We start from the raw sequence: 26,375 nt of genomic DNA on the forward strand, positions 1-26,375 counted from the left end.
GCCTTCATCAGCAGCCCTTCTTCATATGATGTCCCTTACAGGAAAATCAGCCAATCAGCTGGCGAACCTTATCCAGATCTTCCGGCGTATCAACGCCCGCAGGCGGCGCATCAATCGCGACTTCAACATGGATTTTCTCGCCGTACCACAGCACCCGAAGTTGCTCCAGCGCTTCGATTTTCTCCAGCGCACTCGGCTCCCAGTTGATGTAGGTATTAATAAACCCGGCGCGATAGGCATAGATCCCGATATGTCGCATCAGGTTATGATGGATCTCCTGCGGACGCTTGGCGTAATTGTCGCGATCCCAGGGGATCGAGGCCCGGCTGAAATACATCGCGTAGCCGTCTTTATTGGTGACGACTTTAACCGCGTTAGGATTAAACACTTCATCGGCATGGTCAATTTCGACCGCCAGCGTCGCCATCGGCGCGTCGCTGCGGGCCAGATTATCCGCGACCTGGCGAATGATGGTTTCAGGGATCAACGGCTCGTCACCCTGCACATTCACCACAATCTGATCATCAGCCAGCTGATATTGCTCGACGACCTCAGCCAGACGCTCGGTGCCGGATTCGTGATCTGCGCGGGTCAGGCAGACTTCACCGCCGAAACCTTTAACCACATCGACAATCCGCTGATCATCCGTCGCGACGATCACCTGCTCGGCCCCGGCTTTACTTGCTTGTTCATAGACCCACTGGATCATCGGCTTCCCACCGATATCTGCCAGTGGCTTGCCCGGCAAGCGGGAAGACTGGTAGCGCGCCGGGATAATCACCGTGAACGCCATTACTTCACCTCATCAGAGCTTAAGGTACGCGCTTCAGGCTCAAGCAGCACCGGGATCCCGTCGTTGATCGGATAGGCCAGACGGTCAAACTTGCATACCAGTTCATTCTTGTCTTTATCGTAGTTCAGCTTCCCTTTACAGACCGGGCAGGCCACGATTTCAAGCAGACGATGATCCATATTCTTCCTTTACCTCAATAATCCGGGTCATGATGGCATCCGCCTCGGGCGCCGAAAGTTCGGCATCCACCGGCAGGTACCACCAGTTTGACTGAGCGAAGGTGTGGCATTTCACCGCATCTTTCTCGGTCATGATAAGATGCTGTCCCTGTCGGGCCAGCTGTGTTAATTCTTGCTCGGAGAAGGCCTGATGATCCGCAAACGGCTGACTCACCACCGGTGTGACCCCCAGCATTTTCAGTGTATGAAAAAAACGCGGCGGATGGCCGATCCCGGCCATGGCAACCACGTCTTGCAGCGCCGAAACCGGACGGCGTTCACCGGTTTTCAGGTTAATCAGCTCGGACGGCTGAAGCGCCATCTGCGCTTCTCCCGGCTGCGCCTCACCGCCGTTGCAAATCAGAAAATCCACTTCTGCCAGCCGCGCACAGGACTCCCGCAACGGCCCCAGCGGGATCAGCTGTTCGTTACCGAACCGGCGTTGGCCGTCAATCACCACAATTTCGATATCCCGCGCCAGAGCATAATGCTGCAGGCCATCATCGGTAATGATGATATCGACACCCTGCCCCAGCAACAGCTCAACTGCTTCCGAGCGCTTGGGTGACACTGCCACCGGCACCCCGGTACGGCGATGGATCAACACCGGCTCATCACCGGCTTCTGCCGTCGGGGTCTCGCTGGTCACCGGGAACGGATAATACGGCGCCTTGGCCCCATAACCGCGCGATACCACGCCGGGCTTAAGCCCTCTGGCCTTGAGCTGCTCCACCAGCCAGACCACCACCGGGGTTTTACCGTTGCCCCCGGCAGTAATATTGCCAACTACCACCACTGGCACCGGCGCGCGATACGCTGGCTTCCGGCCGCTTTGATACTGGCGGCGACGGCGACGGCTGATCCAGCCGAACAACTGACTCAATGGCCAGAGCAAAGGTTTGAGTACCACCCCGAGCGGGTGGTGCTCAAACCAGATTTTTTCAACCCAATTCGCCATTATTCACCAAACTGGATCCGGTGCAGCTGGGCGTAGGCACCGTCCTGCGCCAGCAGGTCGGCATGCACACCGCGCTCGATGATTTCACCCTCATCAACCACCAGGATTTGATCCGCATTTTCAATCGTCGACAAACGGTGGGCAATCACCAGCACAGTACGGTCTTTTTGCAGCTCATCCAGCGCTGCCTGAATCGCACGCTCGGATTCGGTATCCAGCGCCGAGGTGGCTTCATCGAGGATCAGCACCGGCGCATCACGCAGCAAGGCACGAGCAATCGCCAGACGCTGGCGCTGACCGCCGGACAGGCTGACGCCATTCTCCCCGATCATGGTGTCCAGGCCGTGCTCCATGCCTTCAATAAAGTCCATCGCATAGGCCAGCTTCGCTGCCCGTTCGATTTCTTCCCGGCTGTATTCATTCTCGCAGGCATACGCAATATTGTTAGCGATGGTGTCGTTAAATAAGTGAACATTCTGCGACACCACGGCCACCTGCTGACGCAGGTTTGCCAACTTGTAATCCTGCAATTCATGACCATCGATGGTGATTTTGCCCGAATCAATGTCGTAAAAGCGGGTCAACAGATTGGCAATGGTACTCTTGCCCGAACCGGAACGACCGACCAATGCCAGGGTCTGACCGGCCGGCAGCGAGAAGCTGACATGCCGCAGTGCCGGTGCGTCCTTGGTTGGATAGGTAAAGGTGACATCATTCACTTCAATGTCCCCTTTCACACGCTTCGGCGCATAAGTGCCGTGATCTTTTTCTGTTTCCAGCTCCATCAGGCCAAACAGCGTCTGACAAGCAGCCATACCACGCTGGAACTGAGAGGTCACATTGGTCAGCGCCTTGAGCGGGCGCATCAGGCCGAACATCGAACTGAAGACCAGGGCAAAGGTCCCCGGGGTCAACTCATTACGCAGCGTCTCGGTATTAGCCAGTACCAGCACCACTACCAGAGCCATCGAAGCAATCACCTGGATCACCGGGTTTGCAATCGCCTGAGCCGACACCAGCTTCATTGTCTGCTGGCGCATCACATTACTGACCTGCTCAAAACGCTCTTTTTCGACCTGCTGACCACCGAAGCTCAGGACGACTTTGTGCCCTTTCAGCATCTGCTCAGCTGAGGCCGTGACCGAGCCCATGGCATCTTGCATGTTTTTGGAAATTTTACGAAAACGCTTCGAAACGATCCGGATACTCACCGCAACGATCGGCGCAATCACAAGCAAAATCGCCGACAGTTGCCAGCTGTTCCAGAACATCAGTCCCATCAGCGCAACGATCATCGCGCCCTCACGCACCAGGCTGACCAAAGCGCCACTGGTGGCCGCAGCCACCTGTTCGGAATCATAGGTGATCCGCGACAGCAGCTTGCCCGAGGATTCTTTATCGAAAAAACCAACCGGCATATGCATGAAATGATTAAACATCTGGCGACGCAGCCGCATCACCACATTTCCCGACACCCAGGACAGACAATAAGTGGAAATAAACCCGCTGACGCCGCGCATGATCATCAGCCCCAGCAGATAGAAAGGCATCATCGCCAGAAAATTTGATTCCAGGGCGTCCAGTCCCCCGAAGCTTTCATCCATCAATGGCTTAATCATCGAGAGCATCAGGGCATCACTGGCAGCACTGATGATCAACGCGACCACGGCCACGGCAAGCCCGGATTTATACAGGCTGATGGATGGCCAAAGCCGCTTAAACGTATCCCAAGTGGATTGATCTGTTGCTTGTGTCATGAAAACCGGTTTTTCTTGAAGTCAATTCGCCACATTCTACTCGCTTCGTGCCGATGCACCAAATAAGTTCCGGCCCGGAGGATCAGTGCCGCTCAGTTTTTAAGCACCTGTTCCGACAATTGATTCGGCGAAACAGGCTCAGGCTGCTCTCGTGAGCTCCCGAATCCCACCGCCCGAAACCAGCCTCCATGCACATCCTGGCGATAGCGGGTGATCGCAATGACGCCCTGATCAATCTGTGCCGTAACTTGTCCGTGTGCTGCGGTATTGAGCCACTGCGCCCCCTTATCAAGATAGCGCTGACGTACCATCGGAGACGGCAACTGCCAGGGGCTGTAGCGCGCCGCCGAAACCAGTGCGAAGTCCGGCTGCATGGTCGCCAACCAAGTCGCGGTTGACGAGGTCTTACTGCCGTGATGCGGCACCAGCAGAATATCCGGATTGAGCGACGGCTCAAGCCGGGCCAGCAACAGCTCAGAAATAGAATCGATATCCCCGGTCAGCAACACAGACACCGGCGCATCAGGGGACAGTGCCGAGTCCTGAATTTCAATCACACAGGAGTGAGGATTGGCTGCCCGGGCCACCTGTTTTGGTGGCCACAGCACCCGAAAATCCAATTGCTGCCACTGCCATGTCTCGCCCCGTACACACGGCGCAAAGCCCGCCCGGCGATCACTGCTGCGTCGCCACTGGGGCTGCAGTCGCGACAGCACATCCGCTACCCCACCGGCGTGATCGCTGTCGGCGTGGCTGAGGATCAGACCATCCAACCGGGTGATACCGTCACGGCGCAGCACCGGTTCAATCACCGCATTGGCGATACTGCCCTGCTCCCAGCGATTCCCGGTGTCATACAGCACCGCCCGACCATTGCGTCGAATCAACAGCGCCAATCCATGACCGACATCCAGCATGTCCACCTGCCAGCCTGCCGCTAACTCCGACGGACGCAAATGACTATCCCGACCCGGCCAGCCGTACCAGCCGGCCATCACCAGCGCCACCACCAGAAACCAGGCTTTATGACGACGGATGGGGACAAACCACATCACCACCAGGAGCAAGATGCCACCGAGCAGATACACCATACCCCGGGTAGGGATATCCCACCAGGCACCTTCCGCCTGCGCCGCGAGTGCCAGCACCGGAACCAGAGAGCGATCGGCCAGCCACCACAACGTACCGGAGATTGTCGGCAGCCACAGGGTAGCCAGCGCGGCCAATACCAGCGGTACCGTCACCAGGCTGACCCAGGGTACGGCCAGAAAATTCACTACCGGCGCGACCAGCGAGATCCCTCCGAACCACTGCCATTGCACCGGTAACATCAGCAACAACAGCACGCCCTGCATCAAAGCCAGAGATTTGAACCGATCGAGCAGCGTCTGAAACCGGGTCGGCTGGCTGACTGGACGGGGCTGAACCCCGGCAAGGTTGGCACAATAGAGAATCCAGACGGCTGCGAAGGAGAGCCAGAATCCGGCGCCGTAGGAGCCCAACGGATTGAGGACCAAACACAGGACCAAAGCCACCAGCATCACCTGCCAGCCCGGCCACTGAACCCGCAAACGAATGAGCCCCAACACCAGCAGGCACGTCAGCAGCGCCCGTTGCGTCGGCAGGCTGAACCCGGCCAACCAGGCGTAACTGAAAGCAAGCAATAACGCCAGCCACATCGGCAACCAGAGCAGCCGGGGATGTTCCGGGCTCAGGCCACGGATCACCCGCCCCAGCCACCAGCCGCACCCGACCGCCAGGCCGATATGTAAGCCAGAGATCGCCATCAAGTGCGCCAACCCGCTGTCACGCAGGAGCAGCCAATCCTGATGGGTCAGGCCATCACGAAACCCGAAACTCAGTGCCAGCAAGTAAGGTTGGTAATTGAGGGCCTGGGTCAGGGCGGTGACCTGATCGAACAATTGCTGGCGCCACGCCGGCGGCGCTGTCGCAGCGAGTGGTTGCGCCTGGATCACCAGCCCCCGGCCATGCAGTCCGTGCGCCAGAAAATACCGCTCGGCATCAAACCCGGCCTGATTGACCCGACCATATGGCCGTTTGAGCCGTACATCCAGTTGCCAGCGCTGCCCTAGTCTGAGCAGGGGCGCTTGCGGCCATTCCAGCCGCACCCGGAGTTTTGTCCCCAACGGCAATGGCTGATGATTGAAAGTATCCAGCGTGAACTCAACATCGCGAATAGGGATATTTTGATTTAATAGGCTACTAACTTCGCCAGCTATGGTAATATTCTGACGCTCAAGGGGGATCATCTCGACAGCTTCAAGATAAGCCGTTGCGCCTGTTTTTGCGATCAGCGCGCCGACAACCACCCAGCTTATCCATTTGAACCGCCCAACAGATGAAATAAAACCACCTATCATTAAGGCTGTCACAAACCAGAGATATCCTGGAACCTGCGGCCAGAAATGAAGCGATAATATCCCTGCTGCAATACCGGCTAAGGCTTGGTTCATAACCGTATTGCCACAATCACAATTGAAATAAAATGCCAAGACAAGTTATAAGACGTTTCTTGCCAAGCCATGACGTGATCAAGCGCCAGAAAGCGCTGAAGATTTTCGGAAATGTGCTTTACAACCCAAACCTGTGGTGCCTCAACCGGCGTTCTGCGTCGGGGGCGTTTGCTGTTGGCCTGTTTATGGCGTTCGTCCCGTTGCCCAGCCAGATGATCATGGCGGCCGGACTGGCGATTCTGTTTAGTGTCAACCTGCCGCTGTCGGTCTGCCTGGTTTGGGTCAGTAATCCGGTGACCATGCCGGTGCTGTTCTACGGCGCTTACAAGCTCGGTGCCTGGCTGATGAATGCTCCCCACCAACCTTTTCATTTCGAACTTTCCTGGGAGTTTCTGCTGCACCAAATGAGCCAAATCGGACCTCCGTTCCTGCTGGGCTGTACGGTCAGCGGCGTGGCCTGTGCCCTGGTCGGCTACTTCGGGATCCGTGGCCTGTGGCGCTATTCCGTGGTACGCAGCTGGAATCGCCGCCGGTTCCGCTAACCTGTGCTCCAGTCATAAAAAAACCTCGCCCATGCGAGGTTTTTTATGGCCGCGATTCACATCGCGGACAAGCGGGCGGGCAATCTCTAGCCATGAATTGCGAGCCAGCCATTTTCCCGGAATCGCACAACGTAGCACATGCATCTCAGAACATGATTTGCCTCGCAGCCCCGGATCTACCTAAAACTGTCCAGCCCTTCCTGAATAGTCCAAGCGATACCAACACAGTCTAAGCTTTATCGAAACAGCAAATGGTCTCGGCGCAATAAAATGCCCCGTCCGACGACGGACGGAGATCACGGAAGGATGCAGCCACCGCGCGGCAGTGCACTCTTATTTCGCACTCAACACTTGGGCCGGTTGCAAGCGGCTGGCACGTCTGGCCGGATACCAGGTCGCCAGCAAGCTCAGCGCTATCGCCGTCACGGCCACAATCACCACGTCCTGCAACGCCAGCTCGGTCGGAAGAAAATCAACGAAGTAGATGTCACCGGACAGGAATTGGTGTCCCAGCACCCTTTCCAGCCCTTTCAGCATGGTGGTCAGATTCAGCGCCACCAGCGCCCCCAACAAAGAGCCCAGTCCACTGCCGACCACCCCGGAAAGCAGGCCATGCCAGATAAAGATCGCCTTCACCAGCCCGTCACCGGCACCCATGGTCCGGAGAATCGCGATATCAGCCGCGCGGTCCTTCACCGCCATCATCAGGGTAGAGACGATATTGAAACAGGCAACGCCAATCACCAGCACCATCACCAGATACATAATGGTCCGGACCATCTGTATATCCCGGTACAGGTAGCCATATTTCTGATTCCAGCTCTTGAGATAAACATACACCGGCAAGGTAAAACCGACCTCCCGAACAACCGCCTGCGCTTCCAGCACCTGGTCGACATTGAGTGAAATCCCGGAGATCCCCTCGCCCATGGATAAATACTGCTGAGCATCCGCCAGTGGGATCAGCGCCAGATTGTGATCAAGCTGTCCGCCCAGGGCCAGCAATCCGATAACCTGGAGCCGGATTCGATGCGGTGCCTTGAGCTGCAGCGCCGGATCCGGATTCGGGATCATCGCTGTGATCCAGTCACCTTCCATGATCCCCAGCTGATCCGCAATGCCCTGACCCAGAATGACCTGTTTCTGACCAGCCGTCAGCTGATCCCAGGCCCCGTCCCGGACAAAATTCGGTAGTGTGCTGACCTTGCGCTCCTGCGCCGGATTCACACCGCGCACTTCAACGGCTTTGAGGTTAGTGCCTTTTTCAAGCAAGGCAGTAAAACGAATATAAGGCGCAGCAGCCGTCACCCGCGGGTGCGACTCCACGGTCTCCAGAATCGGCTGCCAGTCGGTAAACGGCGGTTTGACGGCCTCCAACTCCCCATGCGGGATCACCGCCAGCACCCGATTTTGCAGCTCACGCTCAAAGCCGTTCATCGCCGACAGGCCGATAATAATCACAGCAACCCCAACAGCAATCCCCAACATGGACGAGACCGAAATAAACGACACCATCCGGTTGCGCTGTTTGGCCCGGCTGAACCGGCTACCGATGAACAGAGAAAGCGGTCGGAACATCAGGCCACCTCAACTTGGGTCAGCACGCCATCTTGCATGTTCATACAACGATCCAACTTGCTCGCCAGCTCATTATCATGGGTCACCACCAGAAACGCCGTGCCAGATTCCTGATTCAGCTTGCGCATCAAATCATAAATCTCCAGCGCGGTTTTATGGTCCAGATTCCCCGTGGGCTCATCGGCCAGCACAATCGCCGGCTCATTCACCAGCGCCCGGGCGATCGCCACCCGCTGGCGCTCACCGCCACTGAGCTCTGCCGGACGATGTTCAAAGCGATGTTTCAGCCCGACCTGCTCCAGCATACTTTCCGCTTTCGCCCGGGCCTTTTCCGCTGCCAGCCCGCCAATCAGCAACGGCATCGCGACATTCTCCACCGCACTGAAATCGGCCAGCAGGTGGTGAAACTGATACACAAAGCCCAGTTCCCGGTTGCGGATTTTCGCCTGCTTGCCCGAACTCATGGCATTGAGCTTCTGGCCCTTGAAAAACACATCGCCGCTGGTCGGCTCATCCAGCGCGCCCAGCAAGTGCAGCAACGTACTTTTGCCGGAGCCGGACGCCCCGACAATCCCGACCAGCTCGCCGGCATTAATGGCAAACCCGACATTTTTCAGCACTTCCGTTTCGAGTTGCGCCTCGCGATACACCTTGCGCAGGGCGTGACAAACCAATAGTGAATTACTCATAACGTAATGCCTCAGCAGGACGTACAGATGCTGCACGATAAGAAGGAAACACGGTTGCCAGCAAGCTCAGGACAATCGCCCCGACAACCACAATAACAATTTGCATCGGTTTGACGACCACCGGCAGGGAGCCGCCGACCATCAGCAACCGAACGCCCAGCACCGACAGTACTGTATTCAGATTCAACGCCAGCAACGTGCCCAGCACGCCGCCGGTCACGGCACCAATCACCCCGCTGCTGGCCCCCTGAACGATAAAGACCAGTAACACCTGACGGCTGGTCATACCCTGAGTTTTGAGGATCGCGACCTCCGCCTGCTTCTCCATCACCACCATGATCAGCGCGGAGATGATATTAAAAGCCGCCACCCCGATGATCAGCCCCAGCATCAAGCCCATCATGTTCTTTTCCATTTTCACGGCCTGGAACAACTCGCCCAATTGCTGACGCCAGTCAGACCACACCCACTCATGCGGTAACGGCTGCTCAGCCAGCTCGGTGACCACAAACGGATCATCAACAAACAAGCGCCAGCCGGTCATTTCATTCGATTTGTAGCGCAGCAAGCGTCCGGCGTCGGTGATGTTGGTCAGCAGCAGTTGTTTGTCGACATCTGAACTGGCGTTAAAAATGCCTTCAACCACAAAATTGCGCTGACTCGGGATCCGACCAATCGGCGTATATTGGCTGGCACTGGTGACCATCAGGCGCACTTTGTCACCCACCTTCACCCCCAGCTGGCCGGCCAGCGCCTGGCCCATAATGACCCGGTAACTCCCCGGCGTCAGGTTCGACAGCTTGCCCTGAACCAGATGATAGCCGAGCGGCTCATAGGCATTGGGATCGATGCCCAGCATCATCCCGGCAGACAGCGACGCCGCACTCTGCACAATGGCCTCGCTGCGGGTCAGCGGTGTCACCATCGAGACATACGGCAAGGCCGTCAAGGCAGCCGGTGGCGCCGGTTCACGAACCATACGGCCGTCAGGCTGGGAGATCACGGCCTGAGGCATCACCCCGAGGATCCGCGACTTCAATTGCTGCTCGAAGCCATTCATCACCGACAGCACCGTCACCAGGGCCAAGACCCCGATGGTGATCCCGGCGGTGGACATATAAGAGACAAAGCGGCTAAAGCGATCCCCGGAGCGCCCCCGCAGGTACCGCAAGCCAATAAAAAATGAGACTGGATGAAACATAAACCGAGTCGATACCATCCTGTTGTAAACTGCCAGCAAGAATAACCGTTGCCGGACGGGATTACCATCCGGAGGCGAAAACTGGCGAGAAAACAGCAGGTAAAATGAACACTGCGCCGCCCTTTGCTTGCTCGATGACCACGGGTAAGTGATAATCGAAGAATAGTAATCATGACGTGAGTATGACATGAACCAGGACGAGTATTTTTCAGTCCACGCCGGGCTAACCATTAATGTCGAACGACTCGCGGACGGGGAGTCCCTGCCCGACGAGCCAGCGTTCCTCCTGGAGATCCCGCCCCTGTTTCGTGTCGCCAGTGAATGCTCCGGTTTCGAAGAAGGCATTGAGCAGTCTCTCGGCAAACTTGCCCAGAAAGACAACCAACTGCTGTTGGACTATCTCAAAGCGCAGAACAACAAAATTAACCTGTTGCTCTCCTTTGTCCTGTCGCAACAAGACAACCCGGCACTGCGCTATACCACCGAGACTTTCGGCGCCAGCCAACTCACTTTTACCGCGACCCAGCCTTTTCAGGTCGGCCGTTATACCCGGGTAAAGCTATTCTTAGACAAGCCGTCTGCGGCAGTGTACTGCTATGCCGAGGTGACGGACTGCCGGGAAAAAGGCGATACGTTTGAAATCACGCTGAAATATATTCGTTTGCAGGAAGATGATCAGGATCTGCTGATCCGCGCCGCCCTGTATGTTCAGCAAAAACTCCTGCGCCAGCGCGCGCAACAGCGAACCGAAAACCAATAAGCTCATGAAACCACATCAACTCCTTTCGCTCCCCCTGCCCGGTAAGCCAGGGGATAACCGATTTATCGGCAATGTTTCCGGTGCAGCGCTGGCTTTATCGCTGGCCGAGCTGGCCCAGGCGCATCCAGGCCCCGTGCTGGCGGTCGTGCCGGACACCCAAACGGCCTTACGACTCCAGCCGGAAGTCAGTCAGTTCACCGATCTTGACGTCAGTGTCTTCCCGGACTGGGAAACCCTGCCCTACGACAACTTTTCGCCACATCAAGACATTATTTCTGATCGCCTGGCCCGGTTGTATAGGCTGCCGACGCAAACCGACGGGATCCTCCTGGTCCCGATCAGCACCCTGCTCCAGCGACTGACGCCGCGCGAGTTTATTCACCAACACGCCCTGATGGTCCGCAAAGGCGATCGCCTGTCACTGGAGAAACTGCGCATGCAGCTTGAAGCGGCCGGCTACCGCCATGTCGATCAGGTGATGGAGCACGGCGAATATGCCAGCCGCGGCTCATTGCTGGATCTGTTCCCGATGGGCAGCAACCAGCCGTACCGGATTGACTTTTTTGATGACGAAGTCGACTCCATCCGCCAGTTTGAGCCGGAAACCCAGCGCTCAACCGGAGAGATCGACCAGATCCACCTGCTCCCGGCCCACGAATTCCCGACCGACGACCTAGCGGTGGAGAATTTCCGCATGCGCTGGCGCGAGCGCTTTGAAGCCCGCCGCGAACCGGAATCCATTTACCAGCAGGTCAGCAAACGCACCTGGCCGGCGGGGATTGAATACTGGCAGCCGCTATTCTTCGAACAGACCGAAACCCTGTTCGACTACCTGCCGGACGCCAGCCTGCTGCTGACCATCGGCGAGCTGGAACCTGCGGTTGATCACTTCCTCAGCGATGCCGCCTATCGCTATGATCAGCGCCGGGTCGATCCACTGCGCCCGCTGCTCAGCCCGTCCGAGCTGTGGCTGACCAAAGAAGAGATGTTCGCCGGCTTCAAGCAACTGCCGCAGGTTCGGCTACGCCGTGAGCCGGAAGCCGACAAAGCCGGGCGGTTCAACCCGGCTTTAACGCCGGTGCCGTCGCTGACGATCAACCATCAGTTGAAGGAGCCACTGGCCGAACTTCGCCGCTTTGCCGAGCAATTCGACGGTAAAATCGTGTTCTCGGTCGCCTCTGAAGGCCGCCGGGAAGCCCTGCTGGATCTGCTGGCCCGGATCAAGCTGCGGCCGCGAGTCTGCCACAGCCTGATTGACGCCGTTGCGGCTGCGGACAAGTTCACCCTGATCATTGGTGCCGCCGAACAAGGCTTTATGCTTGCCGAGCCGGCCCTGGCCCTGATCTGTGAAAGTGATCTGCTCGGTGAGCGCGTGGTCCAACGCCGTCGCCGCGATGACAAGAAAGTCATCAATACCGATACCATTATCCGCAACCTGGCCGAACTGCAAATCGGCCAGCCGGTGGTCCATCTCGAACATGGCATCGGCCGGTATCAGGGCCTGCAAACCCTGGAAGCAGGCGGCCTGAAAACCGAATACGTCACGCTGGAATACCAGGGCGGTGCCAAACTTTACGTCCCGGTGGCGTCACTGCACCTGATCAGCCGCTACTCCGGCGGTGCCGAAGACACAGCCCCGATCCACAAGCTGGGCGGCGAAACCTGGGCCAAGGCCCGCAAGAAAGCGGCCGAGAAAGTGCGCGACGTTGCCGCCGAGCTGCTCGATGTCTACGCCAAACGCGAAATGAAACCGGGCTTTAAGTTCACCCTGGATCGCGAAGCCTATGCCGATTTCTGCACCGGCTTCCCGTTTGAAGAGACCCACGATCAGGCGCTGGCAATCAACGCCGTGCTGTCGGATATGTGTCAGGCCAAAGCCATGGACCGCCTGGTGTGCGGCGATGTCGGCTTCGGCAAAACCGAAGTGGCGATGCGGGCTGCGTTTGTGGCGGTCGACAACAACAAGCAGGTTACCGTGCTGGTGCCGACCACCCTGCTGGCCCAGCAACACTTCGAGAACTTCCGCGACCGCTTCGCCAACACCCCGGTGCGGGTTGAGGTGCTGTCGCGCTTCAAAACCGCCAAAGAGCAGAAACAGATTCTGGCCGATGTCGCCGAAGGCAAGATCGATATTCTGATCGGCACCCACAAGCTGCTCAACGCCTCAGTGAAGTACCGGGATCTCGGCCTGCTGATTGTCGACGAGGAGCACCGCTTCGGGGTACGCCAGAAAGAGAAAATCAAGTCGCTGCGGGCGGATGTCGATATCCTGACCCTCACCGCCACACCGATCCCACGGACCCTGAATATGGCCATGAGCGGGATGCGGGATCTGTCGATTATCGCAACGCCACCGTCACGCCGTCTGGCGATCAAGACCTTTGTCCGCGAGTACGAAGACATGCTGGTTCGCGAAGCCGCACTGCGGGAAATAATGCGCGGCGGGCAGGTCTACTTCCTCCACAATGATGTCGATTCGATTGAAAAGACTGCCGAGGACTTGGCCAAGCTGATCCCCGAGGCCCGGATCACCTTTGCCCACGGCCAGATGCGCGAGCGCGAGCTGGAGAAGATCATGAGTGACTTCTACCATCAGCGTTTCAACCTGCTGGTCTGCACCACGATCATCGAAACCGGGATCGACGTCCCGACAGCCAATACCATTATCATCAACCGGTCTGATCATCTCGGTCTGGCCCAGCTGCACCAGTTGCGCGGTCGGGTCGGCCGCTCGCATCACCAGGCTTACGCCTATATGCTGACCCCGCATCCGAAGCGGATGACCAAAGATGCCGTCAAACGCCTCGAAGCCATCGCTTCGCTCGAAGATCTGGGTGCCGGGTTTACCCTGGCAACCCATGACCTGGAGATTCGTGGCGCCGGGGAGCTGCTGGGCGATGAGCAAAGCGGTCAAATCCAGTCGGTTGGCTTTACCCTGTTTATGGAAATGCTGGAGCAGGCGGTCGAGGCACTCAAAGCCGGCAAAGAGCCGTCGCTCGATGATTTGCTGCGCGAGCAGACGGAAGTGGAGCTGCGCCTGCCGGCGTTGCTGCCGGATGATTACATTCCGGACATCAATACCCGCCTGTCGCTCTACAAGCGCATTGCCAGTGCCGACAACGACACTGCCCTGGGCGAGCTGAAAGTCGAGCTGATCGACCGGTTCGGGCTATTGCCGGATGCGGCCAGCAACCTACTGACCCTCAACAAGCTCAAGCTCAAAGCTGCTGACATCGGAGTGCGCCGGATTGAAGCCGGCGACAAGGGCGGCTATATCGAATTTGCCCAAAATGCGTCAATCGATCCGGGTTTCCTGGTCAGTCTGCTACAATCGCAACCGCAGCATTACCGGATGGAAGGCCCGACCAAACTGAAAATGATGGCGCCGATGAGCGGCAAGGACAAACGCATTCAATATGTTGACGGCCTTTTAACAAAGCTGGCTGAAAACACTCTATAATAGAAGCACTATTGTACGGGGTATAATCTTGAAAAAACTGATTTATTTGCTGCTGCTCGCCATCAGTTGGCCGAGCCTGGCAGCACGACAATTTGATATCGAAGTGATTCTGTTCAAGCGCAATATTGAACCGGCCCAGACCGGTGAAGCTTGGCCGGATCAACCACCGCCGCTCAATCTCAAGGGCACCATTTCCTTTGCCGACAGCCAGCAGCTGGCAGCCAAAGGAATCACCGTGATGCCGGCCAATCAGTATCAACTGACAACACAGTATGACAAACTGAAAAGCCATGCCGGTTTCCAGCCACTGGCCCACTTTGGCTGGCGTCAGGGCGATCTGAGCAAGGCTGCGGCACCGAAATTCTATTTCACCGCCGGACGGGACTTCTCCGATCAGTACCTGCCGGACGGCACGTCCAAAGCCGAACTGAAACGACGTCAGGTCAACGAGCCGCAAACGCTGCCGGCAGCCGAAACCGATGCAGTCGAAACCAATGCCGCCCTGCCGCTGACAACAGATCCGGTTGCCGACAGCGTGGACACGCCGTTCGCTGCCGAGCCGCAAACCCCGTTGTATGAACTGGAAGGTCAGATCCGGGTCTATGTTCAGCATTACCTGTTCACCGAAGCCAACCTGGATCTGCGCGAGCCGAGCCGCCGCGAGATTATTGTCGGCACCGAGCCGCTGGATCTGGAAACCGAACTGCTCAATGAAGAGAGCAATGTTCAGGTCGGCCATTTGCAAAAGGTTGAGAAAAAAGTCGAAGTAGAAGAGTTCCTGAAGAGCTACCGTTTCGAGCAGCAACGTAAAATGCGCAGCGGCGAGACCCACTACTTTGACCACCCGTTGATGGGCATGGTCGTCCAGATCCGTCGGGTAGAATAATCCTGCGAATAGGGTCACGATCCGAAGGCTGCCGAACCGGCAGCCTTTTTCTTTTCCTGCCGTTCTGCCTTCGGCACAACGGTCTATCACATTGCTGTTGCTGCGATTTCTGCCTATGCTTGAAGTCCAACGCAACCGCCCGGACCTGATATCACTCTCGATGAAACTGGACTTCGAACTTGCCACGGCCCGCCTGCGCTGTCGCCCGTATAAATCTGCCGATCTGTGTGCGCTGGTCGATGCCGTGCAAAGTTCGGTAACCAAACTCAGCCCCTGGATTGGCTGGTGTCACAGCACCTATGACCAGCACGACGCCCATGCCTGGATTCAAGCCAGCCGTCAAAACTGGCGGCAGGATCTCTGCTATGAGCTGGCGCTGTTTGAGCGCCGTGACGATCAGCTGATTGGCAGCGTCTCACTCAATCACCTCTCCCCGGCGCTCAATACGGCCGAGCTGGGCTACTGGATCCGTGCGTCAGCCCAGCAGCAAGGGTATGCCACCGAAGCCTGCCAGGCCGTGATTCGGTTTGCCTTCAACACGCTCGGACTCACCCGACTGGAAATTGTCACCCATACCGACAACCTGGCCAGCCAGCATACCGCGCTGGCCTGCCAGGCCAAGTTTGAGTGTACGGCCAGAAACCGGATATACGAGCACAGTACTCCTTGTGACGGTATCGTGTTTTCCCTCATCCCGGAAGATATTCACCCCAAGCGGCCATAATCGACGCGGTAACAATTTCAAACGGTTCGCAATTGGAATGAATTCAAGGGGTAAGGTACTATGAGGTCATTCAGTCAACGAACAGGGATTTCCCGTGCTAAAAATACTGATCACCATCGCCATTGTGGCACTCGTTATCTTCATGATTCAGCGCTCGCACGGCAACAAGCAAGCCGCAGCAGAGCATATTGAAGCCGGCAAAGCGTTTCTGGCGCAGAACCAGCAACAAGACGGCGTCCAGACCACCGCCTCCGGCCTGCAATATCTGGTCCTGCAGGAAGGGACCGGCACCGTTCACCCCAAAGCCTCGGATAAAGTGACCGTTCACTATCACGGCACCCTGACTGACGGCACCGTCTTTGACAGCTCAGTCGAGCGCGGCAAGACCATTCAGTTCGGCTTGGGACAAGTGATTAAAGGCTGGACCGAAGGGTTGCAGCTGATGGTAGAAGGGGAAAAGACCCGCTTCTTCATTCCGGCTGAGTTGGCCTACGGCAACCGCGGCGTCGGGAAAATCCCGCCGGGTTCGGTGCTGATTTTTGATGTTGAGCTGTTCAAAATCAATTAAGGCCAGTGCTGCCCGCCCATAAAAAACGCCGCTTTCAAAGCGGCGTTTTTTATCTTCGAATAGTCAACCCTGTGTTCGCTTAGTGCAACTTCAGGTTCGGGCGCAGCACCCGGTTAATCCGGCCAACCAGCATCATCAGACCGGTTTTGAACAGGCCATGCAGCGCGATCTGGTGCATGCGGTACAGGGAGATATACACCACCCGGGCAATCCGCCCTTCCACCATCATCGACCCTTTGGTCAGGTTCCCCATCAGGCTCCCGACCGTCGAGAAGCGGCTCAGCGAGACCAACGAGCCGTGATCGCTATAGACAAACGGCTTTTGCTGACGATCGGTCAGCTTGGCCACAATATTCGAGAAGCAGCGGCTGGCCATCTGGTGGGCGGCTTGTGCACGCGGCGGAACCAGGCTGCCGTCTTCCTGCGTACAACAGGCCAAGTCACCAATCACATAAATATCATCGTCGCGGGTCGTTTGCAGCGTCGGCTTCACCACCAGCTGGTTAATGCGATTGGTTTCCAGCCCGGCAATATCCTTCATGAAATCCGGCGCCTTGATCCCGGCTGCCCACACCATAATTTGTGCCGGAATATGCTCGCCGTCTTTGGTAGTCAGGCCGGTCTGATCCGCTTTGGTCACCATGGTCGCGGTGCGAACGTTCACGCCCAGCTTGGTCAGCTCGCTGTGAGCCGCTGACGAAATCCGTGGCGGTAGCGCCGGCAGAATGCGCTCACCGGCTTCCACCAGATTCACGTTCAAACGGGAGCTGTCCAGATCACCGAACCCATAGTTTCGTAACTCTTTCACCGCGTTGTGCAGCTCAGCAGACAGTTCCACACCGGTCGCCCCGGCACCGACAATCGCGATATCGACGGTTTTCTGCTCTTTATTGGCATGGAGCTTGAGGAACTGGTTGTTCATTTCGGTCCGGAAACGGTGTGCCTGCTCCGGGCTGTCGAGGAAAATGCAATGCTCCCGTACGCCCGGGGTCCGGAAATCGTTCGACGTCGAGCCAATTGCCAGCACCAGGATGTCGTACTCCAGTTCACGTTCCGGCAACAATAGTTCGTTATGCTCATCGTAAAGCGCGGCTAGTTGAATGGTTTTCCGATCACGATCAATCGCTTGCAGGGCCCCCATCTGGAAATCGAAAGCATGGTTCTTGGCATGGGCACGGTAACTCAGCGCGTCGACCCCGGCATCCATGGAGCCGGTCGCCACTTCGTGCAGCAAAGGTTTCCACAAATGGCTGGCTTTTCGATCGACCAGGGTAACCTGGGCGCGGCGCTTGCGCCCCAACGTTCGGCCCAGCTTGGTGGCCAGCTCCAGGCCGCCCGCACCGCCGCCCACTACGATAATTCGAGTCACAATAACTTCCTCTTATTTTGTATGAATTTTGATCTACCATGCAGCCCGCCGTGACCGTAAGGCCATGGCAGCTGATGGAGAAATACCAAACTGAGCAGTGCTCTGATTATCGGGCCCATCAAAGTTCACTGTTCAATTTGGTATTGGTGCAGACGGACTGGCACCGTCTGTTGGCCGTGTTGACGTTTCGAAGATCAAGTGTGTTCGGGAAACATCAACAGGCCCAGGGGTAGGAGATCGCCATTTTGCTTCGTTATTGTGGTGCTGACTTAAACGCTTTTATTGTTTGTAAGTGTTGGGAAATCTTTTTAAATTTATGGGATTGCGTTTCATCCCAGATAATATCGTAATATGCGCCCAGCACCTGTTCTGTTGAGCGATTATCTAATACTTCATCATTGGTTGAAAGTATACAGAGACAGTTCCCGGCATTTTTTTTCCGAAAATCTGTAACACATTTTGTCGCGATGTCGGCATATTCTTCAGGTCGGTCAATTTTCCCCTCCATGGTCTGCGCCGGGTTCAGATTCGGGTTAAAAATCACCTGCTTCACGCCACACAGAAAACCGATCCGTTCTGACCAGTATCCCCCCAACCCGACCCCGCAAATCAGCGGCTCAGGATCACCGGACTCTTCTTTCAACTTGTGGACTTCACGCAGCAGATGCTGCATATCGTGTTTGGGGTGCAGGGTACTGTAATTGACAAAACGCACATCCGGATCAATAAATTGCAGTTGCAATACCTTTTCATGATTGCCCGGACTGGTCGCATCAAAGCCGTGCAAATAGATAATCATACCGCCCTCTCTGTATTCCCTCTTCTACACGCCCATCAATCTACCACGTTTTGTCCGGTGAAAAAGTGGATTTTGTTAACAAACACGGTCAATTTCCCACTATTCATTGATCAAAACCGCTACATCCTTGCGAATACTTGTTAACTTCTCATTCAGATGACGCAGCTGTTGCTCAGTCATCGTGTGGTGCAAACGGCTGAGCAACTCAAAGCGACGGTTGAGGTAAAAGTCCAACTCTGCTTGTTTCGGCGGATAATGAAAAGCCACCAGATCCCTCAGCGCCGTGCGCATTCTGCCCGCCAGATCCGGTTGCTGGCGCGTGGCCAATAGCTGGGACCAATGGCGGATAAAATCCTGCCAGACAAGCACAAACACCGGCTCCATTTCGATCTGGTAACCTGCCAGTTCATCCAGCAACTGCCGCTGTTCCGGGGTCAGGCGGCCGATCCAGTCTTCGGCCCGGTCAGCCAGCCGGAGGGCCCGTTCTTGCTGTTTATCCACCGCACTCAGGGATTCACGTTCAGTCAGGATCGCATTGAGTTTGGTTTCGAGCTGACGGCTCATCTCGCCAGCCTGCTGCGGTGAGAAGGTTTTCGCCACCGCAGCCAAAGGCTCGGCCAGTAGTGCCGCAGTGTCCTGCCCCAGGCCGGTAAAGACGTTATGATAATGGCGCACCTCAGCATAACGCATCGGCTGGGCCAGAGAAGTTTGTAATGCCATCAACTGGTGATGAATTTTCGGCAGCTCCTGGCGACGGTGGACTGCCAGCGCTTCGCTGAGTGCCGTACTGAACACCTGCTTCTGGCTGCTGGTCAGGGTGACATAGTCCGACAGATAGTAAGGAATCCAAAAATTGAGCGTGTTGTAGCCAAGCCGAATCACGCAGCCGCATAACAGGATTATTACGACCACAATCACACCATCATGTGCCAGTTTCCGGGGCATGGCTCCTCCACAGTCAAATGCTGTCACCAACACTATACGACTGAATGTCGTGTCGCGTTCAATCAGTTTTGAAGATCCGGCAGCTTTTTCACGCATCCCGCTCCCCTCAGGAGGGTACAGTTCGACGGTGCGGGTGAGATACGAGCCGGGCCTTGGCTCTAATGGATTTTGCGTCGTTCGGTTTTGCGGATTTGACGAATATTACGGAATGTGCGGAGAAGCTTGCGCACTCAGCTGCGTCAGCAGTTGCACAGCGGTTGTGCGGTATGACGGGGTTTGCCACAAGTTGGCACCAACATAAAACCACAGCAGCGCCAGATAATCGCACCAGGGCTGCCAGGCCGAAACCGCTTGCAGCCAACGGGCGACATCCCGCTCGCCTCGGGCACGGCAGTAATCGTGGATCGCCCGGGTCCGTTGCAGATCATCGCCGATCCCATTGGCATTGAGCGTCAGCGCCAGATCCAACGACGGATCCCCGGCACCGGCGTATTCCCAGTCAATCACCCGCTCGCTGCCGTCGGGCTGAATAATGATGTTATACCGGCCCAGGTCGTGATGGCAGCAGGTATCGGCAAACCAGGCCTGCGGAGCCGTCGCCTGAAAGCGTTGATACAGTTGTTGCAGCGCCGGAGATTTCTCCTGCGGGTGGATATGCTGCCAGTAATGCTCGGCTTTGGCCCGGACATCCAGTCGCCAGTCCGGCGCCGGCTGGCGATGAATCCGGCCGAGCAGCGACATCAGTGCGCGGTCAGAGAACTGGGTATCTGCCTCCCGACCGGGTACCCAGGCCACCAGCAAGCCAGATGGCTTTTCGGCGGGCGCCCAAACGTTCTCCGACGGCGCTTCCTGAGCGCCCGCTTTCCGGTCCAACAAGCCTAAGCTGGCCGGTGCCAGTCCGGTCGACGCCAGCTGCGTCAACAGGCGATGCTCATGGATGCGGGATAACCCGAACACCCGGCTCGAACCACTCTCCGGTCGCCAGACGGCTTCGACTTGCATCCGGGTCTGGCGATGGCGCAGCGTCAATTGCCAGCAGCGGTTGCTCAGGCCACCACTCAGCGGCCGGGCCGACAGCAGCGTGTAGTCCGGCAGCGCACCCAGCACTTCAGGGTCAAATGTCATCGTATCCTCTGCGCGCACCACCATGTTCACAACCGGGCCTTACCAGCCCAACAGGCGCTTGGCTTCCTGCTTGCGGATTTCCGTTTCATCCGCCCATTCAATCAGGCCGGTTTCCAGATCCATCAGGCGCATGGTCATTTTGTAGTACACGTCTTTATCGCTACCGGCTTGCTTCACGATGCTGGCCAGGTTGCCGTACAGCATGTATTCCGCACCGACCATCTTGCCGAACTGAATCGCGGTGCTCTGGTTCACCAGCTCATCGTTATTCTGGAAGTTCAGTTGTTTACGCACATCTTCGACCCGCGCCATATCAACAAAGCGGAACTTGCCGGAGTTCAACAGGCGGGTACTGACCGAGTCGGTGATCGATTCGGTATCAATATGCTCGCTGGTCTTGTTCTTGATGCTGTCGACCATAATGATCGGGCGCTTGCCGCTCCCGGTGATGTAAGCCACCGAGCCGGAACCCAGCATGCTGTCGGTCATCTCTTCGGCAATTTTCTGCAAATCCGTTGAGCCGAATTCGATGGTGGTGGTTTCCGCTTCCTGCGCATCACCGTAACTGACTTTTTGCGCACAGCCGCCCATCAGTGCCGCCACCCCCAATAATGCAATCACGCTTTTTTTCATGCTCTGTTTACCTTTTTCTCTGTTCTGTCATGCGTGCCAGGCATCCGCCGGCAACATCAATAATCCGCTTCGCGGATATAAATACGATACTGTTTCGCTTCCGGCTTCCGGGCGATCCCCTGCAGGGTCACGGTGTCCTGGCCGTGAAGCACGAACTGCCGCCACGGGCTGTCACTACCACTCACTTCCAGCCCCTGGGCATCATACCAGTAGAACCGGTACTGCAGGTGGAGGTCAGAATGGGCCTTGCTCGTGACCGGCACCGCCGCCTTCATCAATCCGTTGGCATTGCCAATCAGGGCTTTTTCAATCTCAACCTGCCGCGCCAGCGATACATTGCCAATCACAACATTTTGGTTACTGCTTTCAATACTGATCCCTGAAGTTGCCGACGTGCAGCCGACCAGCGCCAGGGCGAACAACAACACAGACACATATTTCATGGTTAACTCTCTCCAAGCAATACCGACCACCACCGCGTTTGCGGTCCCTGCCGGGAAACCCAAACCAGGGTGGTTCGGCCGGGAACGACCTTCACATCGAGCGACTCCCCGTTCCGACGCAACGGATAAGTGCCCGCGGGCATATCAGCCTGATACAAATCCACCACCGCAGGCAGTGATTGCCAGCTGCGGGTATCCGGCTGCTCGGTCAGCGTATTAAAAATATTCGCCAGCAGGTTACCGACATCATTGCCATTGCTGGCCGCCGCTTTTCTGAATTCATTTTTGGCCACCACCCGCAACGCCTGGCGGGCCACCAACACCGGCAAGTGCTCATTCAGGCTCTGGTGGGCCATCTGGTTCACATCCGCCAGTTTACTGCCGATCACAGACTGCTGGTTGAGTAACAAGGGACCCAACGTCGGACCGCTTGCTTTGGGATAATACGGCAACGCCAGGTTATAAATCACGCTGTTGCCGTGTCTGTCGGCCAGCCATAACGGCAAGCGCCAGCCTTCCCGAGCCTGAACGACACCTTGCTCATCTAAAATCACCACCCGACCGGCGTTTGCGCCCGGCGGTGTATAATGACCGTATCTGGCTTCGAGCTGCGTCAAATCTGCGCGCATCTGCAATCGGCTTGCCACCCGCAGCACGGTATTGGCGACATACATATTCCCCGGCGCCACGGCCAAGGCTCTTTTATAGTCGATATAGGCACTGTTCAGATCGCCGTCGGCTTCGTACAGCAATCCGGACAGGAAAAACAAATACCCGTTCTGAACGGCGGCCAGCTGCTCACCGGCATCGGGATAACGTGCCAGCACGGCCCCCAGGTTATTGTTCAGCCCTTCACGGCTGACGGCCTGCGCCGCTTGATTGAGGCTCGCCTCGCGCTCCTTGCGCGCCGCCTCCTGGACCTGATTGGCCCGCCGCACTTCCACCAGCGCACCGGACAAATCCCGCTGCTGGATATAGTTCAGCGCCAGATACAGGTGCAAAAAGCCCAGCTCATAATCGGCCGGTTGATAGGTGATCAGGTTATCGTTGGTCAGCAACGAACCGGCCTGGTTCAGCCCCTCTGACACTTGGATCTGCGCGGCACGTTGCTGCGCCTTCACCGCTTCATCCGCCTGGTTCAGCGCGGCAAAACTGTTCGGGTACTGCCCGGCGAGATACGCAATCCGGCCCCGCTCCATCCCATCGAGGATCTCACCGGCCGGCACATCCGGCAGACTCGCCAGGGCGCTCTGGTATTGCCCCTGCACTAAGGCAGCACGGGCCTCGGTATTGGCTGCACTATAATGGCTGAATAAATTCTGGGGCGATAAGTTCGCACAGGCCGTCAGGGCCAGGGCGATTCCCACAGTTATCGCGTGTTGTATGGTTCTTTTAATCATCAGCGCTCTGAAAAAATCTGAGTCGCCGGCAGCTCAAAACCGGGACGTCATTCACGCTCCCGAGATGAATCACCCGCGACTCAGACTGCTCGCATGGGCTTCACTCTTGCCGACTCTAACAAGACACGGCAAAGCGCCCGACAAGGTCATGAAAAGATTAGCCGACCAGCATCGGTCCCAGCGGTCGGCCACCCAGCAAGTGCATATGAATATGGTACACTTCCTGACCGCCGTGCGGATTACAATTCATAATCAAGCGGTAACCGTTTTCCGACACCCCTTCCTGCTCCGCCAGCTGACGGGCGACCGTAAACAGGCGTCCCAGCATTCTCTCATCATCGGCTTCAACATCATTCACCGTCGGGATCAGCTTGTTCGGAATAATCAGGATATGGCTCGGCGCGCGTGGGTTAATGTCCCGAAACGCAGTTACCAGATCATCTTGGTATAAAATATCTGCCGGAATTTCCTTACGAATAATTTTGCTGAAGATGGTTTCTTCTGCCATTTCATGCTCCATTTACATGTCAGTATGTCGACAGGAGTATGCTTGAGTCCATGCCAGAGAGCAATATTGAACACCGTTTTAAACAGAATTTCCAGCCTGTTCCGCAGCAACCGGGTTATTTTTTGATGCAGCCGTCAAAGTATGTAGTCACTCAGTTAGATTAGGATCTAGGGTCCGTCACACTTCCCCGAGACGAGATGTCTATGTGACTTGTGGGTCGATTTTGTCCAATTTTGCGAACTTTTTTTGCTGGTTGAAATTTCGACATCACAGTTTATACGAAGGTCAATAACATAATTACAGCTTCGTATTACTGTATTTGATGTGGCGTTGCTGTCGCCCATGTTTGCAATGTTAGGGATATTATGAAGACAAGAAATCAAACCTCTATCATACGACGTATGTACTCCGGGTTTGCAGTCATGGTCGTGCTGTTTGCCGCGACGATTGCTTTGATGCTTGACGGCACCAACCGGATTCACCACCAGCTTGCCACGGTGACCACCGAAGCCCTACCGCTGGTTTCCACCGCCAACCAAACCAGTGTCCGCCTGCTGGCGGCAGATAAAATATTTAAAGATTTTCTCACCAGCCAAAATCCGCAGCGGATGGCAGCGACCGAAACAAACTTTACCCAAGCGCACCAGGCCTTCAATGCCGCCCTGGCGCAGTTGGTTGAAGCGGCCCAGGACAACATTGCCCTGAGCAGCCAGGTCGACGCCCTGATCGCCCTGGAAGAGCGCTACTTCTCCGAGGCCCACACGGCCATGGCGAACTATCGCAGCCAGCTCGATGCCGAGGCGGCCCGGTTGCAATCGGCCCGCCGCTTTCAGCAGCTCCACGATGAGCTGAGTGGGAAGATGAAGGAGTTTGTCGCCGATCAGAACAGTATTTCGGTCAAGATGATCGCCAAGAACTACTTCATTAAACTGCGTCAGACCGAGACGATCACCTCCGACGCACTGGCAACCGATGACATCACGGTGATTGAAAAAGCGGTGAAAGACAATAAACGCTACGTGACCCACCTCGGTAATGCCTACCGTTCGCTCTCTTCCATGCTGCCGGAGCTGAAAGACAAGTTTGACGAGCCGATTAACCAGTACACCCTGGATATCGGCAAGCCAGGTGGTGTGCTGGATGTCCACTATCGCTACATCGAGGCACGCAACCGCTTGTACGAGAATATTGCCACGCTGGCGGCGGAGATTGATCGGGCAACCCTACTGCTCGACAGCTTCCGTACCGAAGCGAACAACGAGATGAACCGTGCCATTGCCCAGGCGGATGAAACCTTTGATCGGGGACTTCGCAATGCCATCGGCATCGGTGTGGGCGTCACCTTTTTTGCCCTCTTTATTGGTTGGTATCTGGCCCAGAGTGTCCGCCGCCCGCTGGAATCGACCCTGCGCACGCTGGAAGCGCTAACCAACGGTGACATGACCCAGCGCAGCGACCCCACCCGGTTTGTCGAATTCAACCGGCTGAGCCGCCATATCAATACCCTGGCCGACAACCTGCAGGAGATCTTGGGCAAACTCAGTCAGGCCTCGGCTGATCTGGCCGTCGTCGCCGAGCAAAACCAGGGCACCACCACCGAAGCCCGCCACCGACTCGATGAGCAACGCCAGCAGACCGCTTCCGTCTCTGCAGCCATGACCGAGATGGAACATTCGGTCACCGATGTGTCGCAAGGCGCCCAGCGCACCATGGAGCGGGTGCATGACGTCGAACATGCCGCCAATACCGGGCGCGAAGTGATGAGCCGCAATATCAATACCGCCCATCAGCTTTCCGAGCGGTTGGACGAGTCGGTGTCTGCCGTCACCAAGCTACAGGAAATGAGCAGCAACATCGGCTCCATCCTCGATGTGATCCGCAATATCGCTGACCAAACCAACCTGCTGGCCCTGAACGCCGCGATTGAAGCGGCACGCGCCGGGGATCAGGGACGCGGCTTTGCGGTCGTCGCCGACGAGGTCCGGGTCCTGGCCAAACGGACCACCGACTCAACGGCCGAGATCGAGACCATGATCCAAAGCCTGCAATCACGCTCCGGCCAGGCCGTCTCCGTGATGCAGAGCTGTGTTAGTGAAATGGGGAACAGTATCGGCCAGGCGTCTGAGGCCAACAGCGCGATGGAAGAGATCCAGGCCACCATTCTGGAGATCAGCCGGATGAGTACCCAAATCGCCGAGGCCGCGGAGGAGCAGCGCACCACCACCACCGCCATTGCCCGCAATCTGGAAGAGATCAGCCATATCGCTGATGTGAACTACGACGCCATGGTAGAGGTCGCAACGGCGAGCAGCAAGCTCGATGCCCTGGCTCACCAGCAACAGCAACTGGTCACCCGCTTCAAGCTCTAGCCCCCTCGGCTCCCATGCCCCGGACGATATGCACCGGGGCAGCTTTTACGACACACCTGATTAACGCTTGTCACTTCGGGCAACAAACCGCGACGCACATCACGGCTGCAAACGATTACGTCATCACAACACGCATGAGACAACCCCAGCGATAATCGCCTTTACATACCCCGATG

Annotated in this window: 23 protein-coding genes; 7 read left to right on the forward strand and 16 right to left on the reverse strand. The window is 56.7% G+C overall.

Features of this window, described 5'->3' with window-relative positions:
• Positions 1–46: 46 nt before the first annotated feature.
• The 5 genes from kdsB to VV869_RS00320 form a co-directional block, all read right to left on the reverse strand.
• The gene (gene kdsB / locus VV869_RS00300) at positions 47–793 is read right to left on the reverse strand and encodes a 3-deoxy-manno-octulosonate cytidylyltransferase (RefSeq protein ID WP_337733028.1); all 747 of its coding nucleotides are present in this window, start codon (positions 791–793) and stop codon (positions 47–49) included.
• Positions 793–972 carry a Trm112 family protein gene (locus tag VV869_RS00305; RefSeq protein WP_255390053.1) on the reverse strand — a complete coding sequence of 60 codons (180 nt, stop codon included), beginning with the start codon at positions 970–972 and terminating at the stop codon, positions 793–795. Before VV869_RS00305 ends, kdsB begins: the two co-directional genes overlap by 1 nt.
• On the reverse strand, positions 953–1,969 hold the full coding sequence (lpxK, locus tag VV869_RS00310) for a tetraacyldisaccharide 4'-kinase (RefSeq protein ID WP_337733029.1): 1,017 nt from the start codon (positions 1,967–1,969) through the stop codon (positions 953–955). The genes VV869_RS00305 and lpxK overlap by 20 nt, the downstream gene beginning before the upstream one ends.
• The gene (gene msbA / locus VV869_RS00315) at positions 1,969–3,726 is read right to left on the reverse strand and encodes a lipid A ABC transporter ATP-binding protein/permease MsbA (RefSeq protein WP_337733030.1); all 1,758 of its coding nucleotides are present in this window, start codon (positions 3,724–3,726) and stop codon (positions 1,969–1,971) included. The genes lpxK and msbA overlap by 1 nt, the downstream gene beginning before the upstream one ends.
• Before the next feature lie 92 nt (positions 3,727–3,818).
• A complete protein-coding gene (locus VV869_RS00320; protein ID WP_337733031.1) occupies positions 3,819–6,200 on the reverse strand; it encodes a DNA internalization-related competence protein ComEC/Rec2 in 2,382 nt (793 codons plus the stop codon).
• Between the two features lie 32 nt (positions 6,201–6,232).
• Between VV869_RS00320 and VV869_RS00325 the strand changes: the two genes are divergently transcribed.
• Positions 6,233–6,742, forward strand: coding sequence for a DUF2062 domain-containing protein (locus tag VV869_RS00325; protein WP_337733032.1), 510 nt, complete (start codon positions 6,233–6,235; stop codon positions 6,740–6,742).
• A gap of 333 nt (positions 6,743–7,075) precedes the next feature.
• On the opposite strand, the gene lolE is transcribed toward VV869_RS00325, so the two are convergent.
• From lolE to lolC, 3 genes are read right to left on the reverse strand one after another with little or no spacing between them, the layout of a single operon-like run.
• Positions 7,076–8,320, reverse strand: coding sequence for a lipoprotein-releasing ABC transporter permease subunit LolE (gene lolE, locus VV869_RS00330; RefSeq protein ID WP_337733033.1), 1,245 nt, complete (start codon positions 8,318–8,320; stop codon positions 7,076–7,078).
• Positions 8,320–9,009, reverse strand: coding sequence for a lipoprotein-releasing ABC transporter ATP-binding protein LolD (gene lolD / locus VV869_RS00335; RefSeq protein WP_337733034.1), 690 nt, complete (start codon positions 9,007–9,009; stop codon positions 8,320–8,322). The genes lolE and lolD overlap by 1 nt, the downstream gene beginning before the upstream one ends.
• On the reverse strand, positions 9,002–10,210 hold the full coding sequence (lolC, locus tag VV869_RS00340; protein WP_337733036.1) for a lipoprotein-releasing ABC transporter permease subunit LolC: 1,209 nt from the start codon (positions 10,208–10,210) through the stop codon (positions 9,002–9,004). The genes lolD and lolC overlap by 8 nt, the downstream gene beginning before the upstream one ends.
• 187 nt (positions 10,211–10,397) lie before the next feature.
• Between lolC and VV869_RS00345 the strand changes: the two genes are divergently transcribed.
• The 5 genes from VV869_RS00345 (at position 10,398) to VV869_RS00365 (ending at position 16,608) form a co-directional block, all read left to right on the forward strand.
• Positions 10,398–10,970: a PilZ domain-containing protein gene (locus VV869_RS00345; protein ID WP_337733037.1), complete on the forward strand. Its 573-nt coding sequence runs from the start codon at positions 10,398–10,400 to the stop codon at positions 10,968–10,970.
• A 4-nt stretch (positions 10,971–10,974) separates the two neighbouring features.
• Entirely contained in the window at positions 10,975–14,430 is a 3,456-nt protein-coding gene (mfd, locus tag VV869_RS00350; RefSeq protein WP_337733038.1) for a transcription-repair coupling factor, read from the forward strand.
• 28 nt (positions 14,431–14,458) lie between these two features.
• A complete protein-coding gene (locus VV869_RS00355; protein ID WP_337733039.1) occupies positions 14,459–15,316 on the forward strand; it encodes a peptidoglycan binding protein CsiV in 858 nt (285 codons plus the stop codon).
• Between the two features lie 115 nt (positions 15,317–15,431).
• On the forward strand, positions 15,432–16,040 hold the full coding sequence (locus VV869_RS00360) for a GNAT family N-acetyltransferase (RefSeq protein WP_337733040.1): 609 nt from the start codon (positions 15,432–15,434) through the stop codon (positions 16,038–16,040).
• Positions 16,041–16,134: 94 nt separating this feature from the next.
• On the forward strand, positions 16,135–16,608 hold the full coding sequence (locus VV869_RS00365; protein ID WP_337733041.1) for an FKBP-type peptidyl-prolyl cis-trans isomerase: 474 nt from the start codon (positions 16,135–16,137) through the stop codon (positions 16,606–16,608).
• A gap of 79 nt (positions 16,609–16,687) precedes the next feature.
• Here VV869_RS00365 and VV869_RS00370 read toward each other — a convergent pair whose 3' ends face one another.
• From VV869_RS00370 to hinT, 8 genes are all read right to left on the reverse strand, one after another.
• The gene (locus VV869_RS00370) at positions 16,688–17,977 is read right to left on the reverse strand and encodes an NAD(P)/FAD-dependent oxidoreductase (RefSeq protein WP_337733042.1); all 1,290 of its coding nucleotides are present in this window, start codon (positions 17,975–17,977) and stop codon (positions 16,688–16,690) included.
• Between the two features lie 253 nt (positions 17,978–18,230).
• On the reverse strand, positions 18,231–18,776 hold the full coding sequence (ycfP, locus tag VV869_RS00375) for an alpha/beta hydrolase YcfP (RefSeq protein ID WP_337733043.1): 546 nt from the start codon (positions 18,774–18,776) through the stop codon (positions 18,231–18,233).
• A 99-nt stretch (positions 18,777–18,875) separates the two neighbouring features.
• The gene (locus VV869_RS00380) at positions 18,876–19,721 is read right to left on the reverse strand and encodes a DUF6279 family lipoprotein (protein ID WP_337733044.1); all 846 of its coding nucleotides are present in this window, start codon (positions 19,719–19,721) and stop codon (positions 18,876–18,878) included.
• Between the two features lie 201 nt (positions 19,722–19,922).
• Complete coding sequence (locus VV869_RS00385) at positions 19,923–20,846, reverse strand: phosphotransferase (protein ID WP_337733045.1); 924 nt, start codon at positions 20,844–20,846, stop codon at positions 19,923–19,925.
• A 39-nt stretch (positions 20,847–20,885) separates the two neighbouring features.
• Positions 20,886–21,479 (reverse strand): penicillin-binding protein activator LpoB, encoded by a 594-nt coding sequence (lpoB, locus tag VV869_RS00390; protein WP_337733046.1) that lies wholly within the window; start codon positions 21,477–21,479, stop codon positions 20,886–20,888.
• A gap of 56 nt (positions 21,480–21,535) precedes the next feature.
• Entirely contained in the window at positions 21,536–21,922 is a 387-nt protein-coding gene (locus tag VV869_RS00395; RefSeq protein ID WP_337733048.1) for a YcfL family protein, read from the reverse strand.
• 2 nt (positions 21,923–21,924) lie between these two features.
• The gene (locus tag VV869_RS00400; RefSeq protein ID WP_337733049.1) at positions 21,925–23,322 is read right to left on the reverse strand and encodes a COG3014 family protein; all 1,398 of its coding nucleotides are present in this window, start codon (positions 23,320–23,322) and stop codon (positions 21,925–21,927) included.
• Positions 23,323–23,479: 157 nt separating this feature from the next.
• Positions 23,480–23,830, reverse strand: coding sequence for a purine nucleoside phosphoramidase (gene hinT / locus VV869_RS00405; RefSeq protein WP_337733050.1), 351 nt, complete (start codon positions 23,828–23,830; stop codon positions 23,480–23,482).
• 365 nt (positions 23,831–24,195) lie between these two features.
• Between hinT and VV869_RS00410 the strand changes: the two genes are divergently transcribed.
• On the forward strand, positions 24,196–26,199 hold the full coding sequence (locus VV869_RS00410) for a methyl-accepting chemotaxis protein (protein ID WP_337733051.1): 2,004 nt from the start codon (positions 24,196–24,198) through the stop codon (positions 26,197–26,199).
• Positions 26,200–26,375 lie beyond the last annotated feature (176 nt).

The organism is Photobacterium sp. MCCC 1A19761 (assembly GCF_037389125.1).
In the GTDB taxonomy this organism is placed as follows: Bacteria; Pseudomonadota; Gammaproteobacteria; order Enterobacterales; family Vibrionaceae; genus Photobacterium.

Coding starts and splice junctions, on each gene's coding strand:
- VV869_RS00320 (WP_337733031.1), bottom strand. CDS start 6,200: ATGAACCAAGCCTTAGCCGGTATTGCAGCAGGGATATTATCGCTTCAT.
- VV869_RS00345 (WP_337733037.1), top strand. CDS start 10,398: ATGAACCAGGACGAGTATTTTTCAGTCCACGCCGGGCTAACCATTAAT.
- lolE (WP_337733033.1), bottom strand. CDS start 8,320: ATGTTCCGACCGCTTTCTCTGTTCATCGGTAGCCGGTTCAGCCGGGCC.
- lolD (WP_337733034.1), bottom strand. CDS start 9,009: ATGAGTAATTCACTATTGGTTTGTCACGCCCTGCGCAAGGTGTATCGC.
- kdsB (WP_337733028.1), bottom strand. CDS start 793: ATGGCGTTCACGGTGATTATCCCGGCGCGCTACCAGTCTTCCCGCTTG.
- VV869_RS00380 (WP_337733044.1), bottom strand. CDS start 19,721: ATGCCCCGGAAACTGGCACATGATGGTGTGATTGTGGTCGTAATAATC.
- lolC (WP_337733036.1), bottom strand. CDS start 10,210: ATGTTTCATCCAGTCTCATTTTTTATTGGCTTGCGGTACCTGCGGGGG.
- VV869_RS00410 (WP_337733051.1), top strand. CDS start 24,196: ATGAAGACAAGAAATCAAACCTCTATCATACGACGTATGTACTCCGGG.
- msbA (WP_337733030.1), bottom strand. CDS start 3,726: ATGACACAAGCAACAGATCAATCCACTTGGGATACGTTTAAGCGGCTT.
- VV869_RS00360 (WP_337733040.1), top strand. CDS start 15,432: ATGCTTGAAGTCCAACGCAACCGCCCGGACCTGATATCACTCTCGATG.
- VV869_RS00305 (WP_255390053.1), bottom strand. CDS start 972: ATGGATCATCGTCTGCTTGAAATCGTGGCCTGCCCGGTCTGTAAAGGG.
- VV869_RS00400 (WP_337733049.1), bottom strand. CDS start 23,322: ATGATTAAAAGAACCATACAACACGCGATAACTGTGGGAATCGCCCTG.
- VV869_RS00325 (WP_337733032.1), top strand. CDS start 6,233: ATGCCAAGACAAGTTATAAGACGTTTCTTGCCAAGCCATGACGTGATC.
- hinT (WP_337733050.1), bottom strand. CDS start 23,830: ATGGCAGAAGAAACCATCTTCAGCAAAATTATTCGTAAGGAAATTCCG.
- lpoB (WP_337733046.1), bottom strand. CDS start 21,479: ATGAAAAAAAGCGTGATTGCATTATTGGGGGTGGCGGCACTGATGGGC.
- lpxK (WP_337733029.1), bottom strand. CDS start 1,969: ATGGCGAATTGGGTTGAAAAAATCTGGTTTGAGCACCACCCGCTCGGG.
- VV869_RS00395 (WP_337733048.1), bottom strand. CDS start 21,922: ATGAAATATGTGTCTGTGTTGTTGTTCGCCCTGGCGCTGGTCGGCTGC.
- ycfP (WP_337733043.1), bottom strand. CDS start 18,776: ATGATTATCTATTTGCACGGCTTTGATGCGACCAGTCCGGGCAATCAT.
- VV869_RS00385 (WP_337733045.1), bottom strand. CDS start 20,846: ATGACATTTGACCCTGAAGTGCTGGGTGCGCTGCCGGACTACACGCTG.
- mfd (WP_337733038.1), top strand. CDS start 10,975: ATGAAACCACATCAACTCCTTTCGCTCCCCCTGCCCGGTAAGCCAGGG.